Origin of the sequence: Mycolicibacterium duvalii (genome assembly GCF_010726645.1) — a bacterium.
Lineage (GTDB): Bacteria > Actinomycetota > Actinomycetes > Mycobacteriales > Mycobacteriaceae > Mycobacterium > Mycobacterium duvalii.
Map to the genome: position 1 here is coordinate 3043502 of NZ_AP022563.1, position 15000 is coordinate 3058501.

At 67.6% G+C, this 15000-nt stretch carries 14 protein-coding genes; 10 read left to right on the plus strand and 4 right to left on the minus strand.

Features of this window, described 5'->3' with window-relative positions; all coding sequences use genetic code 11:
• Nucleotides 1-12 precede the first annotated feature (12 nt).
• Nucleotides 13-1227, minus strand: coding sequence for a cytochrome P450 (locus G6N31_RS14330; RefSeq protein ID WP_098003809.1), 1215 nt, complete (start codon nucleotides 1225-1227; stop codon nucleotides 13-15).
• Nucleotides 1228-1312: 85 nt separating this feature from the next.
• Between G6N31_RS14330 and G6N31_RS14335 the strand changes: the two genes are divergently transcribed.
• The 3 genes from G6N31_RS14335 to G6N31_RS14345 are packed head-to-tail and all read left to right on the plus strand — an operon-like array spanning nucleotide 1313 to nucleotide 4729.
• Nucleotides 1313-3400, plus strand: a complete 2088-nt coding sequence (locus G6N31_RS14335; RefSeq protein WP_234815324.1) for a CoA transferase — start codon at nucleotides 1313-1315, stop codon at nucleotides 3398-3400.
• A complete protein-coding gene (locus tag G6N31_RS14340; protein WP_098003808.1) occupies nucleotides 3381-3614 on the plus strand; it encodes a hypothetical protein in 234 nt (77 codons plus the stop codon). Before G6N31_RS14335 ends, G6N31_RS14340 begins: the two co-directional genes overlap by 20 nt.
• On the plus strand, nucleotides 3611-4729 hold the full coding sequence (locus G6N31_RS14345) for a thiolase family protein (RefSeq protein ID WP_098003807.1): 1119 nt from the start codon (nucleotides 3611-3613) through the stop codon (nucleotides 4727-4729). The genes G6N31_RS14340 and G6N31_RS14345 overlap by 4 nt, the downstream gene beginning before the upstream one ends.
• Here G6N31_RS14345 and G6N31_RS14350 read toward each other — a convergent pair whose 3' ends face one another.
• Nucleotides 4730-5950, minus strand: a complete 1221-nt coding sequence (locus tag G6N31_RS14350; RefSeq protein ID WP_098003806.1) for a CaiB/BaiF CoA transferase family protein — start codon at nucleotides 5948-5950, stop codon at nucleotides 4730-4732. It lies immediately after the preceding gene.
• A gap of 78 nt (nucleotides 5951-6028) precedes the next feature.
• On the opposite strand from G6N31_RS14350, the gene G6N31_RS14355 reads away from it, so the two are divergent.
• Genes G6N31_RS14355 through G6N31_RS14370 form a run of 4 tightly spaced genes read left to right on the plus strand, consistent with a single transcriptional unit; the run spans nucleotide 6029 to nucleotide 10157 of the window.
• Entirely contained in the window at nucleotides 6029-7252 is a 1224-nt protein-coding gene (locus G6N31_RS14355; RefSeq protein ID WP_098003805.1) for a CaiB/BaiF CoA transferase family protein, read from the plus strand.
• Between the two features lie 5 nt (nucleotides 7253-7257).
• Nucleotides 7258-8469, plus strand: coding sequence for a CoA transferase (locus G6N31_RS14360; protein ID WP_234815323.1), 1212 nt, complete (start codon nucleotides 7258-7260; stop codon nucleotides 8467-8469).
• On the plus strand, nucleotides 8469-8909 hold the full coding sequence (locus G6N31_RS14365) for a VOC family protein (protein ID WP_098003803.1): 441 nt from the start codon (nucleotides 8469-8471) through the stop codon (nucleotides 8907-8909). Before G6N31_RS14360 ends, G6N31_RS14365 begins: the two co-directional genes overlap by 1 nt.
• A gap of 54 nt (nucleotides 8910-8963) precedes the next feature.
• Nucleotides 8964-10157 (plus strand): cytochrome P450, encoded by a 1194-nt coding sequence (locus G6N31_RS14370; RefSeq protein WP_098003802.1) that lies wholly within the window; start codon nucleotides 8964-8966, stop codon nucleotides 10155-10157.
• Between the two features lie 7 nt (nucleotides 10158-10164).
• Here the strand turns inward: G6N31_RS14370 and G6N31_RS14375 are convergent, their stop codons facing one another.
• The gene (locus tag G6N31_RS14375; RefSeq protein ID WP_098003801.1) at nucleotides 10165-10959 is read right to left on the minus strand and encodes an SDR family NAD(P)-dependent oxidoreductase; all 795 of its coding nucleotides are present in this window, start codon (nucleotides 10957-10959) and stop codon (nucleotides 10165-10167) included.
• A gap of 119 nt (nucleotides 10960-11078) precedes the next feature.
• Here G6N31_RS14375 and G6N31_RS14380 point away from each other — a divergent pair, with 119 nt between their 5' ends.
• Nucleotides 11079-12125 (plus strand): acyl-CoA dehydrogenase family protein, encoded by a 1047-nt coding sequence (locus G6N31_RS14380; protein WP_098003800.1) that lies wholly within the window; start codon nucleotides 11079-11081, stop codon nucleotides 12123-12125.
• Between the two features lie 8 nt (nucleotides 12126-12133).
• Nucleotides 12134-13291 carry an acyl-CoA dehydrogenase family protein gene (locus G6N31_RS14385; protein ID WP_098003799.1) on the plus strand — a complete coding sequence of 386 codons (1158 nt, stop codon included), beginning with the start codon at nucleotides 12134-12136 and terminating at the stop codon, nucleotides 13289-13291.
• Here the strand turns inward: G6N31_RS14385 and G6N31_RS14390 are convergent.
• The gene (locus G6N31_RS14390; RefSeq protein WP_098003798.1) at nucleotides 13276-13470 is read right to left on the minus strand and encodes a hypothetical protein; all 195 of its coding nucleotides are present in this window, start codon (nucleotides 13468-13470) and stop codon (nucleotides 13276-13278) included. The genes G6N31_RS14385 and G6N31_RS14390 overlap by 16 nt on opposite strands.
• A gap of 102 nt (nucleotides 13471-13572) precedes the next feature.
• Between G6N31_RS14390 and G6N31_RS14395 the strand changes: the two genes are divergently transcribed.
• The gene (locus G6N31_RS14395; protein ID WP_163722180.1) at nucleotides 13573-14877 is read left to right on the plus strand and encodes an amidohydrolase family protein; all 1305 of its coding nucleotides are present in this window, start codon (nucleotides 13573-13575) and stop codon (nucleotides 14875-14877) included.
• Nucleotides 14878-15000: the final 123 nt, after the last annotated feature.

Genomic DNA, 15000 nt, shown 5'->3' on the forward strand with positions numbered 1-15000 from the left:
CCCCGTGCGGGGTCAGCGGTAGTCCAGGGTGACCGGCAGGCGGTCGTAGGTGTGCACCAATGACGACGGCCGCAGCACCCCCTCGCCGGTGACACGAATTGCTTTGGCCCGCTTGATCACCTCGTCGAGCACCACCCGCGCTTCCCGGCGCGCCAGCGCCGCACCCATGCAGAAATGTTCCCCCACCCCGAAGCCCAGGTGCCCAGCCGCGTCGGCCCGGTGGACGTCGAAGTGCTCGGCCGTCGGGCCCCAGTGGTCGGCGTCGCGATTGGCCGATGCGTAGGCCAGCAGCAACCCGTCGCCGGCACGGATCGTCGCCCCGCGCAGCTCGACATCCTGGGTGGCCTGACGGGCCATGCTCATCACCGGCGTCCACCAGCGCAGGACCTCTTCGACCGCGTTGGTGCCGACCTCAGGGTCGGCGAACGCCTGCTCAGCCTGCTCGGGGTGCATGTCGAAACAGGCAGCGATACCGGCGATCAGGCTCTGGGTGGTTTCGCTGCCCGCAGCCAGCAGGGTGAGCGCATACGTCATCACCTCGATCTCGTTGAACGGCTCGCCGTCGATGCGGACCTGCGACAGCATCGACAACAGATCATCGGTGGGGTTCTCGGCCCGCTGGGCGACCAGATCCATCAGATACGGCGCTATCACACCGAAGATCAGTTCCATATCGGCGTCCTCGGCGACCCCGCTGCCCACTTTCGCGATGGTGGTCGCCCAGCCCGCGACCTTGGCCCAGTCGGCCTCCGGCACTCCCAACAGATAGGCGAAGACATACACCGGGAACGGTTCTGCGACCCGCTCGATCCAGTCGAACTCCCCGTCGGGCAGGTCGTCGAAGATCGAGGCGATCACCTCGCGCACCCGGGCCTCCAGCTTGGCCACCGCAGACGGGGTGAACCGCACCCCCAGAGCTTTGCGATGGGCTCGGTGCTTCGGCGGATCCATGAACATGATGCCCCTGGCGCCGTAACCCTGCGGATCTCGGCCCTCCCGGTGGGCGATCAGGTCCATCATGATCGCGATGCGCTCGGAACTGAACTTCTCCGGCCGGGCCGAGATCGATTTGATGTCGTCGTACTTGGTGACCACCCAGAACTTTCCGCGTTCGTACCAGTGCACGGGCTCGGTGTCCCGCAGCTCCCGGAACGTCGCATTGGGGTCACCGAGGTAGAAGGAGGCCTCGTCGAAGCGGGCTTCGGAGACAGCCGTCGTGATCGCCATAGATGTGACAATAGAACATATTTTGTGGATCTGTAATACAGTGTTGCCAGAACTGCCGCCGGTGATCCCCAGGAGTTGATGTAGGTTGAGCGACACCGACGCCCACGAGGCATTCCTGTCCGGCGTCCGTGTCCTGCAGATCGGCAACGGAATCGCGGGGTCAGCAGCGGCCGCACTGCTGGGCATGCTCGGCGCCGAGGTCAACCGCACACCCGCGGCGCCGGCGCAACGGTTCGGCCCGCTCCTCGATAGCCCCGACGGCCCAGCCGCGGCCGTGGACCTCGTCCTGGACCGGCAGAAGACGGCGCCGGCCGCGGACTCCGACCTTCGCGTCGACGACCACGACATCGTCATCGTCGACGGCGCGAACCCGAAACCCGAGCCCGCCGACGGAGTCGCGCTCGTCACGATCACCCCGTTCGGCGCCGACGGCCCAGACCGCCACCTCGGCGCGAGTGAGATCGTCGCCCAAGCCAGCGGCGGACTGCTGGCGACGATCGAAGACGCTGCCGGAGCGCCTGTCCCGGCGCCCGGCTATGTGGCCGGCAAGGCCGTCGGCGCCGTCGCTGCGCTGGCGGCCCTGCACGGCCTCGACCGGCTTCGCAGCGACGGTGGCGCGGTCGTCGTCGACGTCTCGGCCCAGGAGGCGGTGATCTTCACCGCAGCACTTCCCGAATGCGCCCACGTGCTCTACCGGTGTCCGGGCCGTGCGGGCAGTGGCCGTTACCTGGCTCCGTCGGGAGTCTTTTCCTGCCGTGACGGACTGGTCCGCATCACCGCGGTGGAGAACCATCAGTGGGCCGGATTGCGCGCCGCGCTCGGCGAACCCGAGTGGGCGAGCGGCCTCGACGAGCGCCCTGCGCGCATCGAGCATGCCGAGCTGATCAACCGGCACGTCACCGAGTGGACCTCCACCCGCCTCAAGGCTGACTGCGCGGCCACCCTGCAAGCCCACGGTGTGCCGTCCACACCGGTCAACCTGCCCGGCGAGCTGTTGACCTCACCACAGTTCGCGCACCGCCGGTCGCTGCACCGGGTGCGCCTGGCCGACCTTGACGCGACCGTGCTCGGCCCGCCGTGGTCGATCACCGCCGGGCATCCCGCAGCCACCGTTGCGCGTCCCGGCCTGACCGCACTTCGGGTCGCCGAGCTCACCCATGTGCTCGCCGGGCCCATCGTCGGCGCACTGCTCGGCGCCATGGGCGCCAACGTGATTCGCATCGAGGACCCCGACCGGCTCGACATCTACCGGCGCAGCGGTCCGTTCGCCGACGGAGTCGCCGGTCCCGAGCGCGGCGCCTACTTCGCGGTGGCCAACCACTCCAAACACAGCGCGCTGCTCGACCCCGCCCGGGCCAGCGACGAGGTGGCGGCAATTCTGGCCGACTCCGACGTGTTGATCGAGAACGTCGGATCGAGCCGGCTGCGACGCTACGGCGTCGACCCGCTCGAGCTTGCCGACAGCGGCCGACTGACCCTGCGCGTCTCCGGCTTCGGCTCCGAGGGCCCCCTGGCCGGATACCGGGTCTACGCCAACAACGTTCAGTCCTACGGTGGGCTGGCCGGGCTGACCACCACCGCCGAGGACACTCCGGCGCGGGTCAATACGGTGCTGGCTGACCCGTTGTCGTCGGTGATCGGCGCGCTCGTGATCGCGGCCTGGGCACTGGGGCCGAGCCGGACGTCGGGTGCGGTCATCGACCTGTCCATGGCCGAAGTCGTCGCCACCACGGTGTCGGAATACCTTGCCGCCGCGTCGGTCGACCAACCTGCGGCCTCCGCACGCGTACGTCGCGCAGTTCACCGCACCAGCGACGATCGCTGGTGCGCGGTCGAACTGCGCGGCGAGCAGTGCGAACCCGAGCAGGCCGACGTCATCGCGGCGCTCATCACCACCAACAGGGCCGACGACGCCGCCTACAAATTGCGCAACGCCGGCGTCGAGGCCGCCGTGGTGCGTCGCGCCGACGAGTTGATCACCGACCCGCATCTGACCGCCCGGGGATTCTTCCCCGAGATCGACCACCCGGATCCCGACCTGTCCCCCGCGCGACTGGTCGGGCTGCCCTGGCGGTTCGACGACACCGGACCGGTACGACTGGCACCGCCACCCGCGTTGGGAAGTCTCAACGCCGACCAACCGAGGACCGCACATGCCGACGCCGCCCACTGACCGCCGCGCCACGGTGTGGTCGTCGACGTTCATCCCGACCACGTCGCCGATCACCGGAAGCGCCGGCTACAGCGTCGCGTGGGTGGACACCGACACCGAACGGCTGCAGGTGCTCGTCGACGGCGCCCGGCCGGCGCCGGGAACGCCGGGGCGGCTGACGTCTCGCGCCGTCGACGACCAGACCATCGAGATGTTCGTCGCGGAGACCTCGTGACGGGCGCCTATCTGGCCGGTATCGGGCTGACCCCCTTCGGCCGACACGGCGACACCGTGCTGGCCGACCTCGGTGTCGCGGCGGCCCGCGCCGCACTCGACGACGCGGGCCTGGACTACCACGATGTCGGTGAGGTGTTCACCGCGTCCGCGCTCGCCGGACCGCAGACGGGAATCAAGGTTGCTCTGACTTTGGGCCGCATCGGGATTCCGGTCACCGCGATCGAAAGCGCCTCGGCAGGCGGCCTGGTCGCACTACGGCACGCGGTGTGGGCGGTCGCGTCGGGGCGCTGCTCGACGGCGCTGGCGATCGGCTACGAGAAGACCACCGCACTGGAGCCCGGCGGCGTGGTGCCGGCGGCCGTGGGCTTCTGGGACCGATTCCCGCCGCAGACGCACTACGCCATCGAGGCCGCGCGCTGGCTGCACGACACCGGGTGCGGACCGGAGGCCATCGCGGCCGTCGCCGCGAAGTCACACAACCAGGCCCGACTGAACCCACTCGCGGCCAGACGGCGTGATGAGCCGATGACCGTCGAGGACGTGCTGTCAGCCCGTGTGGTGGCCGACCCGCTGACCAAGATGATGTGCCACGCGTCGGTGGACGGCGGCGCGGCGGTCGTCGTCACCGCCGCACCGGGACCGCGCTCGGTGAGCGTGCTGGCCATCGAGCAGACCAGTTGGCCCAGCGACCCGCAGTGGCCGCTGGTCGGGCCGGTCGTCGGCCCACCGTCGCAGCTGACTCTGACCGCGCAGCGGTGCTACGCAGGGGCCGGAATCGAGCCCGCCGACATCGACGTGGTCTCCCTGCACGACATGTGCGCCAGCGAGGAGATCACCGCGCTGATCGCGATGGGACTGGTGGACTCGAGCCGGATGCCCGCGCTGATCGAAACCGGTGGACTCGCCGGTGACGGTGAGCTGCCGACCAACACCGACGGAGGCTGCATCGCCCGCGGCCACCCGATCGGTGCGACCGGGCTCGCGCAAGCCGCGGAGATCGTCACTCAGCTGCGCGGCGAGGCCGGACCGCGGCAGGTGCGTGAGCCGCAGATAGGTCTGGTGCAAGCAGTCGGCGGCGGGGGGTCGTGTGCGGCGGCGGTGCTGCGCGCCTGATCACGCGATCGCGCCGCTCTCCTTGAGCGCCATGATGCGGTCCCAGTCCCCACCCAGCTCGAGGATGAGTTCCTCGGTGTGGGAAGCGAATTCCGGCATCGGAGCCAGCCGAACCGGGGTCTCGTCGTAGAGCACCGGACTGGCCACCAGGTCGTAGCTCTGGCCGTCATGGTGGACCGCGACGATGTTGCCGTTCGCCCGTACCTGCGGGTCGGCGGCCACCTCCACGGTGTTCTGCACCGGGGCCCACTGCCCGTCGAATCCGTCGAGCACTGCGCGCCAATGCTCCAGCGGTTGCGCGCCGATCGTTTCGCGCAGCACCTCGATGGCCGCCGGCGCATTGGCAGCCAGCGAGGCGTGGTCGGCGAAGCGTTCGTCAGTGGCGAGGTCGGCGACGCCCACCCGCCGACAGAACTCCGCGAAGTACCGGAAGCCCTGCAGCATGGACAGTCCGAGGAAGCGCCCGTCGGCGGTCCGGTAGAACCCGACCAGCGGATTGTTCGGCGTGACGTTGGCGCCGGTCGGATTGGTCTGCCAGGGCTGGCCGCTCACCAGAGCGGCGTTGATCGCGACCCCTGATGCCCAAACCCCGACTCCCAACAGCGAAATGTCCACGACGCGGGCTTGTCCGGTGCGTTCGCGCTCGAACAACGCGGCCGCGACGCCGCCGGCGATCGTCAGCCCACCGATCGAATCCCCGTAGGCGGGCCCCGGTTGTGGTACCACGCCGTCCATGTCGCACGGAGTGGACCCCAGGGCTCCCCCCGCGCGACTCCAGAAGCCGGTCATGTCGTAGCCACCGGTGCCGGCGTCGGGACCGAGGGGGCCGTAGGCGCTGCCGCGGGCATACACGATGTCGGGGTTGACCGCGCGCAGGTCCTCGACGTCGATGCGGAGCTTCTTGCGCGCGTCGGGCAGGAAGTTGGTCAGGAAGACATCGCTGGAGCGGGCGATGTCCATCAGCAACTCATGGCCATCCGGGGTCGACATGTCGATGGCGACCGAGCGCTTGCCGCGATTGGCGTGCTCCATGACCGGGTTGCGGTCGCCGTCTATGGTGATGTGGCCCAGCTGGCGCAGGCCGCGCTGCGAATCACCGGTCTGGGGATGCTCGACCTTGATGACGTCGGCGCCCCAGTCCGCGAGCACCGCGCCTGCCGCGGGGACGAATGTCCACTGGGCGACTTCCAGCACCCGCACCCCGGTCATCGGTCCGCTCATCCTCACCTCTCCCTGGTCACGCGCCGCGCTAGCCTGAACAGTAGAACACTATTTGTTTCTTTGCGATATGGTGGCCTGGTGACGGGCGCGTTGTCTCATCTTCGGGTGTGTGACCTCAGTGGGCAGTTGGCCGGCGCGGGCGCAACCAAGATCCTGGCGGCCTTCGGCGCCGAGGTCATCCGCGTCGAGGATCCGGTCACCTGCGGCCTCTGGGACGCACTGCGCGGCGTCGGGCCCTACATCGACCATCGCCGAGGTGTCGATCTCGGCACCGGCTTCAACAACCACAACGTCGGAAAGTACGGTGTCACCCTCAACCTGCGCGTCGATGAGGGCAAACAGCTTCTGCGCGAACTCATCTCGGTCAGCGACGTGGTATGCGAGAACTTCGCCGCCGGAGTGATGGAGCATCGGGGTTTCGGCTATGACGAACTGCGCCGGATCAAGCCCGACATCGTCTACGTCTCCAACTGCGGGTTCGGCCACACCGGGCCCTACCGCGACTTCAAGACCTGGGGCCCCATCGTGCAGGCCGTCAGCGGGCTGACGTTCACCTCCGGCCTTCCCGACGAAGAGCCGGCGGGGTGGGGATTCAGCTACATGGACCACGGATCGGCGTTCTACATGACCGTGGCCATCATGGCGGCCCTGCACCACCGCGACCGCACCGGACAGGGACAGCACGTCGACCTGGCCACGGCCTCCGCCGGCATGGCGATGCTGCCCACCGAGATTCTCGACTGGACCGTCAACAAACGCCCCACCCGGGCGGGCGGCAATCGGGCCGACTTCGGGGAGTTCGCGCCCCACGGCGTCTACCCCTGTCACGGCGAGGACCGCTGGATCGCGCTGTGTTGCCGCGACGAGCGTGAGCTGGCCCTGCTGGCCAAGGTGCTCGACGAGCCGTCGCTGACCTCGGACCGGTTCGCCACCCTGCCGCAGCGGCTGGCGGCGGTCGACGAACTCGACGGCATCATCGGCGCCTGCACCGCAGCACGTGAGGCCACATCGCTGGCCGCGGATCTCATCAGTGAGGGCGTCCCGGCCAGCGTGGTCAAGAGCCCACCCGAGCGGATCGAGGAGGATCCCGACCTGGCTCGAATGGATTTGTTCCCCACCGTGACTCATTCGCAGATCGGACCGGTCCGCGTGGAGGGCATACCGATGACCTTCTCGGCGACCCCCTGGGAGATCGACTCGGGTGCGCCCGTGCTCGGTCAGCACAACCGCGAAATCCTGGGCGGACTGCTCGGGCACGACGACGAGACCATCGACGACTGGGCGAAGCGAGGTGTGATCTGAGCACATTGAGCGACCTGCGGGTCATCGAGGTCATCGATCAATTCACCCCAGTGGCCGGACGGACGCTGGCTGAGCTGGGCGCCGAGGTCATTGTCGTCGAACCGCCGGAAGGGTCCGCACACCGGCGCCGGCCGCCCTTCGTCGACGACGAGCCGGGGGTCGATCGCAGCCTACGCTGGTTCGGATTGAGCCTCGGAAAGAAAAGTGTCACCATCGATCTCGACTCCGAGGACGGCCTGGAAAACCTCCGCCGGCTGATTGCCGGTGCTGACATCGTGCTTGCCGGAGGTGATCGCGTGGCCGGCGGTGCACTCGGCTACGAGGAATGCTCGCGCGCAAACCCCGGCCTGATCTGGGTCTCGATCACCCCGTTCGGCCTCGGCAGCACCCGCGCCACCGACCCGGTCACCGACCTGACCCTGCTCGCCGGCGCCGGACCGCTGTGGAACTGTGGCTACGATGATCACTCCATCCCGCCCATTCGGGGGGCCGGCGATCAGTCCGCCAACATCGGCGGAATGTACGCCGCGCTCGGCGCACTCATCGCCGTCTCGCACCGGGACCACACCGGCTCCGGACAGCTCATCGACGTCAACGTCACCGCAGCGTGCAACGTGACGTGCGAGCAGACGACCTATTACTGGCTGGTCAAGAACGCCATCTGTACCCGCCAGACCGGACGCCATGCCGCTCCGGTACCGAGCGCGCCAGTACAGGTGCGCTGCGCTGATGGGCACTACGCGACAACGGGCGTGCTGCCACGCAAGCCCGACGAGTTCGCACGTCTGAGAGCGTGGCTTGCCGAGCTCGATCTGCTCGATGAACTTCCCGAGGCTGTTTTCCTGGAGATGGCCGCCGAGCGGGACGCGCCGGTCAATATGGCTGCCATCGGCGAAGAGGACGAGACGACAGCCATTCTCAGCGCGGCCCGGGAAGCGATCCGCCTGATCGCGTCCCGGTTGCCGGCCAAGGAGTTCTTCATCACCAGTCAGCAGCGCGGCTTTCCGTCGGGAGCGATCCTCGCCCCGCACGAGGCATTCGAGGACGAGCACACCGTTGCCCGCGGAATGCAGGTGCCGGTGGAGCATCCAGAGTTGGGCCGCACCGTCGTCTACCCCGGAGCGCCGTACCTGTTCAGCGCCGGCAACGGCGAATCCCCACCGCGCGCGCCGCTGCTGGGTGAACACAACGCGCTGCTCGACGAACTGGCACCGTGATGTCCGGCCACCGCCTCACCCACATCGGACTCTGCGTGCGCGACCTCGCTCGGTCCACCGAGTTCTATTGCTCGGCACTGGGTTTCGAGCAGTTTGGCGAGATGCACGTCGCCGATCAGGCCACCGCACGACTGCTCGACATCGACGATCTGATATTGGATCTGGTGTATCTGCACCGTGACGGCTTCCGGCTCGAGCTCATCGGCTACACCCGACCCGACGTCACCGGCGACACCGACCACCGCGCGATGAACGCACTCGGATTCACTCATCTGTCGTTCCGGGTCGACGACATCGAGGCACTGGCCGACGCGGTGGTCGAACACGGTGGTCGGTTGTTGGATGGGCGGACCGTCACCTTCGGCGCCAACCGGGCGATGATGCTGACCGACCCCGACGGCAACCTGCTGGAATTCATCGAGCGCACCCCCGCCTCGTGATAGTCAACTAGGCAGATTTCGTTTGATTGTTCTGTACGGTGATAAAGTCGTCAGGTGCCCGCGACCAGTGAGTTGATGTACTCGCCGTTCTCCAAGGCGGTCTTCGACGATCCCTATCCGGTGTACCGCCGCCTGCGTAACGAGGCGCCCGTGTACCGCGACCCCGAACAGCGATGGTGGGTGCTGTCCCGCTTCGAGGACGTTACGAGCGCGCTGCGTGACTGGGAGACCTATTCCTCCAAACTCGGCCCCGCCCCGGAGAATCCCGACGACGACGGCCGCAAGTACTCGGTCATCTCGATGGATCCCCCGCGGCACGACCGCATCCGCGGCGTCCTGAAGGGATTCTTCACTCCGCGTGCGGTGGCCGCGATGGAGGGTGCACTCCAGGCGACCGTGGACCGCCACCTCGGCCGGCTCGAGGCGGGGACCACCGTCGATGCGATGGAAGCGTTCGCCTTTCCGGTACCCACCGACGTCATCGGCGACCTGCTCGGTGTGCCCCACGCCGATCGCGAACAGCTGCGCGTCTGGTGGGAGGCGTTTCTGACCCGCAACGAGGGCGAGGTCGCGATGCCGCCCGCCGCCATAGAAGCCAACCGCAAGATCAGCACCTACATCGGGGAGTTGATCGAACAACGGCGCGCCACGCCCGGTGACGATCTGATCAGCATCGTGCTGCAGGCCACGTTCCACGATCCGGAGGTCAACGCCGATCGTGCGCTGACCCCGCACGAGGTCCTGATGTTCTGCAACCTGCTCTCGGCCGCGGGCTCGGAGACGACGCAGAAGCTGATCTCCAACGGACTGGTCGCGATGCATGACCACCCCGATCAGTGGCAACGAATCGTCAATGACCCGAGCCTGATTCCCACAGCGGTGAACGAGGCCCTGCGTTACGACACCCCGAGTCACTGGGTGGCCCGCACCCTGACCCGCCGCGTCAGGCTGCACGGTGTGACGATGGAGGCCGGCGATTGGGTCCTGCTGTTACTGGGCAGCGCCAATCGGGACGAGCGCCGCTACGAGGATCCCGACCGCTTCGTGCTGGATCGACCGCGCGGCACCGACGTGTACTTCGGCTGGGGCATCCACATCTGCTTGGGACAGTGGCTGGCACGCCGCGAGGCGCAGATGGTCTTCGAGCACATCGCCAGGAGATTCCCGCGCTACACCATCGGGTCCCACGAGCGGACGCTGACCGCGACCGTGCGCGGCTACACCCGGGTGGAGATGACGCTGCAGTAAGGCCCGGTCAGCCGAACACCCCGGGCGACTTCGCATAGTCGACCGTCGACAGTTCGGTCATCCCGCCGTCGACGTGCAACACCGTTCCGGTGACGAACGCGGAATCATCGCAGGCCAGGAAGGCCACCGCGGGGGCGATCTCGGTCTCCGGGTCGGCGCCGCGCTTCATCGGTGACGCCTCGGCGGTTCTGGTGTAGTTGTCCCACTCGGTCCCGATCATGTCGCGCTGGACGTCGGTCAACGCGAACGGGCACAACGCGTTCACCCGAATGCCATGGGCCGCCCACTCATTGGCCGCCACCTTGGTCAACGCCCCGATGGCGCCCTTGGCCGCTGAATACGGCCCGGTGTAGGCGATCCCGCCCAGAGCCGAGCCCGAGACGAAATTGATCACCGATGCCTTGCCGGCAGCCTTGAGATACGGGTGCGCGAGTTGCATGAAACGGAAGGTCGCCTTCGGTCCGGTCGCCTCGGAGAGCTCCCAGTCCTTATCGGTGACCAGTTCGAGCGCCTTGGGCATCGCGAAGTACTGCGCCGCATTGACCAGCACGTGCAGCGTGCCGTCGACCGCCGCAGTCTCGACAGCACGCGCGATGTCCTCCCGCTTGGCCACGTTGGCCCGGACGAATCGGGCCCTCCCGCCTTCGTTCTCGATCAACTCGACGCACTCGGCGGCCTTCTCGTCGTTCAGGTCGACGATCGTCACGTCGGCACCCTCGGAGGCCAATCGACGCGAGATGGCGCGCCCGAGCCCCTGCGCGCCTCCGGTGACCAGGGCCTTGCGATCGTCGAGGCGAGCCATGGGAGTCCTCCTGGGAGCATGTAACAGTTGAACAGTTATCGTTCTATCATTCAGTATTGTGGCAGAGGTATCGCGATCGGTGTGCAGAAGGGGCGGCGGATGCGCGTAGAGGGACCGCGATGCACATCGGACTGACCACCGAACAGCAACTCCTCCGCGACACTGTTGCGCGCCTGGCTGAGACGATGGCGACCTCCGATCCGGACGACATCGCCACCGGAGACCGCCTGGACACGCAGTGGCAACGCATCACCGAGCTGGGGTTACCCGCACTACGCGCGCCCGAGTCCTTAGGCCTGGAACCCAGTGGCGTCGAGACCATGGTCGCCCTCGAGCAACTCGCACGCACCTTGACTGCGGTCCCCGCCCTCGGTCAGGCAGTGCTGACGGTCGAACTGCTCAACGCCGCCGTCGCCGACAAGGAGGTCGAACTGGTCGCCGACGGCCAACTGCGATGGGCGCCGGTGCTAACCGCAGACCTGTCCGACTTCGCGAGTTCCTGCGCCGGGTCTGTGGCGCTGGACGCCGCCGGAGCCACCCACGCGCTGGTCGCCGCCGCCGCCGGCGACGCCCGCACACTGCTGTCCGTGCCGCTGCAAGACCGCGCCGAGGACGTCGGCCTCGACCTCACCCGCGCGATGCGCACGGTGCACGTCGGCGACGCCGACTCCGCAACCCCGGTGGGCAACCCGATCGATGCGCACCGGTGGAGGCGGGTGCACGCCACGGCTCTGACCGCAGTCGCCGCCGACCTTCTGGGGGTGATGGCTGGTGCACTGGACGACGCGACGCGCTACGCGGGCGAGCGTGTCCAGTTCGGGGTGCCGATCGGCAGCTTTCAGGCGATCCAGCACCTGCTCGCTGATGCGCTGGTCCGCGTGGAAGGGGCGCGCAGCTGTGTGTGGCATGCAGCCTGGGCAGTCGACCACCTGTCGGCCGACCAGGCACTGCTCGCCGCGCGCACGGCGAAGGCCTACACCTCGGCTGCAGGCCGTGAGGTGGTGGAGACGTCGATGCAGGTGCTCGGCGGCATCTCGATCACCTGGGAACATTCGGCGCACCTGCGACTGCGCCGAATGCTGCTGGGGCGACGCCTTTTCGGTGATGAGTCCGCCCACTACCCGGCCATCGCGGAGATGCGGCTGGCCGACCCGATGCTGAGCTGACGAGGATCATGGACTTCACCGACACCGCCGAAGAGGCCGAGTTCCGCACCCGGTTGCGCTCCTGGCTGACCGAGCATGCCGCCGGCGCGGTCGTGCCCGACGACCCGGGCGCACGCGCCGACGCGGCCAACGCGTGGCATCGCACGCTCTACGACGCCGGCTACATCGGGCTGTCGCTACCCCGGGAGTACGGTGGCCACGGTCTGTCACCGATCTACGAGGCGATTCTCAACGACGAACTCGGCAGGGCGGGCGCGCCGCCGATCGAGGGGGTCGGCCATCTATCGAATGCGTTGCGTCTGTTCGGTTCCGAGCAGCAGCGCGCTGACCTGTTGCTTGGCCTGCTCTCTGGCGCGGTGCGCTGGTGCCAGGGATTCAGTGAGCCGGAGGCCGGGTCAGACCTCGCCAGCCTCAAGACCAGAGCCGATGCCGTCGAACTTGACGGCCAGCAGGTGTTCCGGGTCAACGGGCGCAAAATCTGGACCAGTTTCGCCGCCGTCGCCGACTGGTGCTTCCTGTTGTGCCGCACCGAACCCGACGCGCCCAAGCACCAAGGTATCTCGGTGCTGTTGGTGCCGATGTCGACGCCGGGCATCGAGGTGGCACCGATCGTCAATGCCGCGCGCAACCGCGAATTCGCCGAGGTCACCTTCACCGACGTGCTGGTGCCCGCCGAAAACCTGTTGGGCGATCGTGGCCAGGGCTGGTCGATCGCCAACCAGCTGCTGGCCTACGAGCGGGGCCCCAGCGACATCAACTGGATCAGCCGGCTTGCTGTCCAACTGCGCGCCCTGGAGGCCGACGTCCGCTCCGGCCTGGTGCCGGACACTCCGTCGGCGCGTACCCGGCTCGGCGCGGCGTACTGCGAGCTGCGCGCGCTGCAGATCAAAGTGCAGCGTTCGCTGACCGAGCGCGTCGGCGGCGCCCTACCGGGCGCCGAGGGCTCGGTCGACAAGCTGTTGATGGCCCGCGCCGATCAGACCTTCGGCCACACGATGATGGACCTGCGCGGCAGCGCGCCGGTGCTTGCCGAGGGACTGGAATGGGACCTGTACGTATGGTCGCGGGCCGCGGGAATCTACGGAGGGACAGCGCAGATCCAGCGCAACATCGTCGCCCAGCGCGTTCTGGGTCTACCTCGGAGCGGCTCTCAGCGTTCCCGGTAGTGCTGCAGCGCTTCACGCATGCCGGCGAGCCTGCGTTCCAGCAGCTCGTCGCCCTTACCCGCCGCGATCATCTTGGTGACCTCAGCGATCTCCGCCTCGAGCCGCTCGGCGGCCTCGCCGCGCGTCAGAAGATCCTGATCGGCCCAGTCATCCCGCGGGATTCGCTCCCTTGGCTCCATGTTCGCCCTTTCGTGCCGCCCACGCTATAGTCAAATAAGCAGTCAGTGTTTAACTGTTTCGCTAGTCACGAGCCTAACAGCACACCCCGAAAAGGATCGACGATGCCGCTGCAGCCCTCGATGAAGCTTCTCTCCGTCGACGACCACCTGATCGAACCCCCACACGTGTGGACCGACCGCCTGCCCAAGAAGTACCAGGAGGCCGGCCCCCGCATCGTCGAGTTCCCGCGCGAGGGCAAACCGCCGATGCATCAGTGGGTATACGAAGGCCGCGCCTACCCCAACATCGGCCTCAACGCCGTGGCCGGGAAGTCGCCCGAGGAGTTCGGCGTCGACCCGGTGCGTTATGACGACATGATCCCCGGCTGCTACGACCCGAAGGCGCGGCTGGCCGACATGGACATCGACGGTGTGCACGCCATGCTCTGCTTCCCCTCCTTCCCGCGGTTCTGCGGCACCGTGTTCCTGGAAGGCACGGACAAGGACCTGGCCCTGCTCGGCGTGAAGGCGTGGAACGACTTCTCGCTCGACGAGTGGTGCGCCACCGACCCGGCCCGCTTCATCCCGATGATGATCAGCCCGCTGTGGGACACCTCGTTGATGGTCGCCGAGATCGAACGCAACGCGGCCAAGGGCTGTCGTGCCGTCGGCCTGCCCGACAACCCGATGAACCTCGGTCTGCCGAGCTTCCACACCCCGCACTGGGACCCGGTCTGGTCAGCGCTCGAGGAGACCAACATGACCGCGGTCATGCATTTCGGGTCGGGCGGGCTGCCGCCGTCGACCGCACCCGAGGCACCGTTCGCGGTCATGGTCACCCTGATGGGGACGACGTCGATGGCCGCGGCGATCGAGCTGGTCTTCTCCCCGGTGTTCCACAAGCACCCGAATCTGAAGGTCGCGTTCTCCGAAGGGGGTATCGGATGGATGCCCTACCTGATCGAGCGGGCCGACTACGTGTGGCGCAAGCACAAGTACTACCAGAACATCCATCCGACGATCGCCCCGTCGGAACTGTTCAAGCGCAACATCACCGGGTGCTTCATCGAGGATGAGGTCGGCGTCTCGCTGCGTCATCAGATCGGCATCGACAACATCACCTGGGAGTGCGACTACCCGCATTCCGACTCGTTCTGGCCCAAGAGTCGGGCACGGGCCGAGGAGATGCTGGCGAGCGTCCCTGACGACGAGGCCGCCAAGATCGTCGAGCTCAACGCCCGGCGCTGGTACGCCTTTCCTGAGGAGGGATTCAAGGCCTCGACAGCTGACAGCGGATGGCGTCCGAACAACGGTGAGCCGCCGGAGTACGACTACGACGCAGTCATGTCCGACCACGGCGGGGTCGGCTACGGCGCCTTCATCGAGAACCTGGCCAACCAGATGGCGAACAAGGAGATCAAGAACTAGGCACCGCATCCACCACCGGCAATCTAGGTGGCGGGCGCTGCGATATCCGTCGCGGTGTCGCGACCTCGGAGAACGCGCGAACTGACGACGCGCCAACGGGCCGCCTCCTCGGAGTCTCCCCCA

What these genes read in the sequence shown, in the direction of transcription:
- G6N31_RS14330 (WP_098003809.1), bottom strand. Translation starts at nt 1,227, where the DNA reads ATGGCGATCACGACGGCTGTCTCCGAAGCCCGCTTCGACGAGGCCTCC.
- G6N31_RS14340 (WP_098003808.1), top strand. Translation starts at nt 3,381, where the DNA reads ATGCCGACGCCGCCCACTGACCGCCGCGCCACGGTGTGGTCGTCGACG.
- G6N31_RS14350 (WP_098003806.1), bottom strand. Translation starts at nt 5,950, where the DNA reads ATGAGCGGACCGATGACCGGGGTGCGGGTGCTGGAAGTCGCCCAGTGG.
- G6N31_RS14365 (WP_098003803.1), top strand. Translation starts at nt 8,469, where the DNA reads ATGTCCGGCCACCGCCTCACCCACATCGGACTCTGCGTGCGCGACCTC.
- G6N31_RS14375 (WP_098003801.1), bottom strand. Translation starts at nt 10,959, where the DNA reads ATGGCTCGCCTCGACGATCGCAAGGCCCTGGTCACCGGAGGCGCGCAG.
- G6N31_RS14380 (WP_098003800.1), top strand. Translation starts at nt 11,079, where the DNA reads ATGCACATCGGACTGACCACCGAACAGCAACTCCTCCGCGACACTGTT.
- G6N31_RS14385 (WP_098003799.1), top strand. Translation starts at nt 12,134, where the DNA reads ATGGACTTCACCGACACCGCCGAAGAGGCCGAGTTCCGCACCCGGTTG.
- G6N31_RS14390 (WP_098003798.1), bottom strand. Translation starts at nt 13,470, where the DNA reads ATGGAGCCAAGGGAGCGAATCCCGCGGGATGACTGGGCCGATCAGGAT.
- G6N31_RS14395 (WP_163722180.1), top strand. Translation starts at nt 13,573, where the DNA reads ATGCCGCTGCAGCCCTCGATGAAGCTTCTCTCCGTCGACGACCACCTG.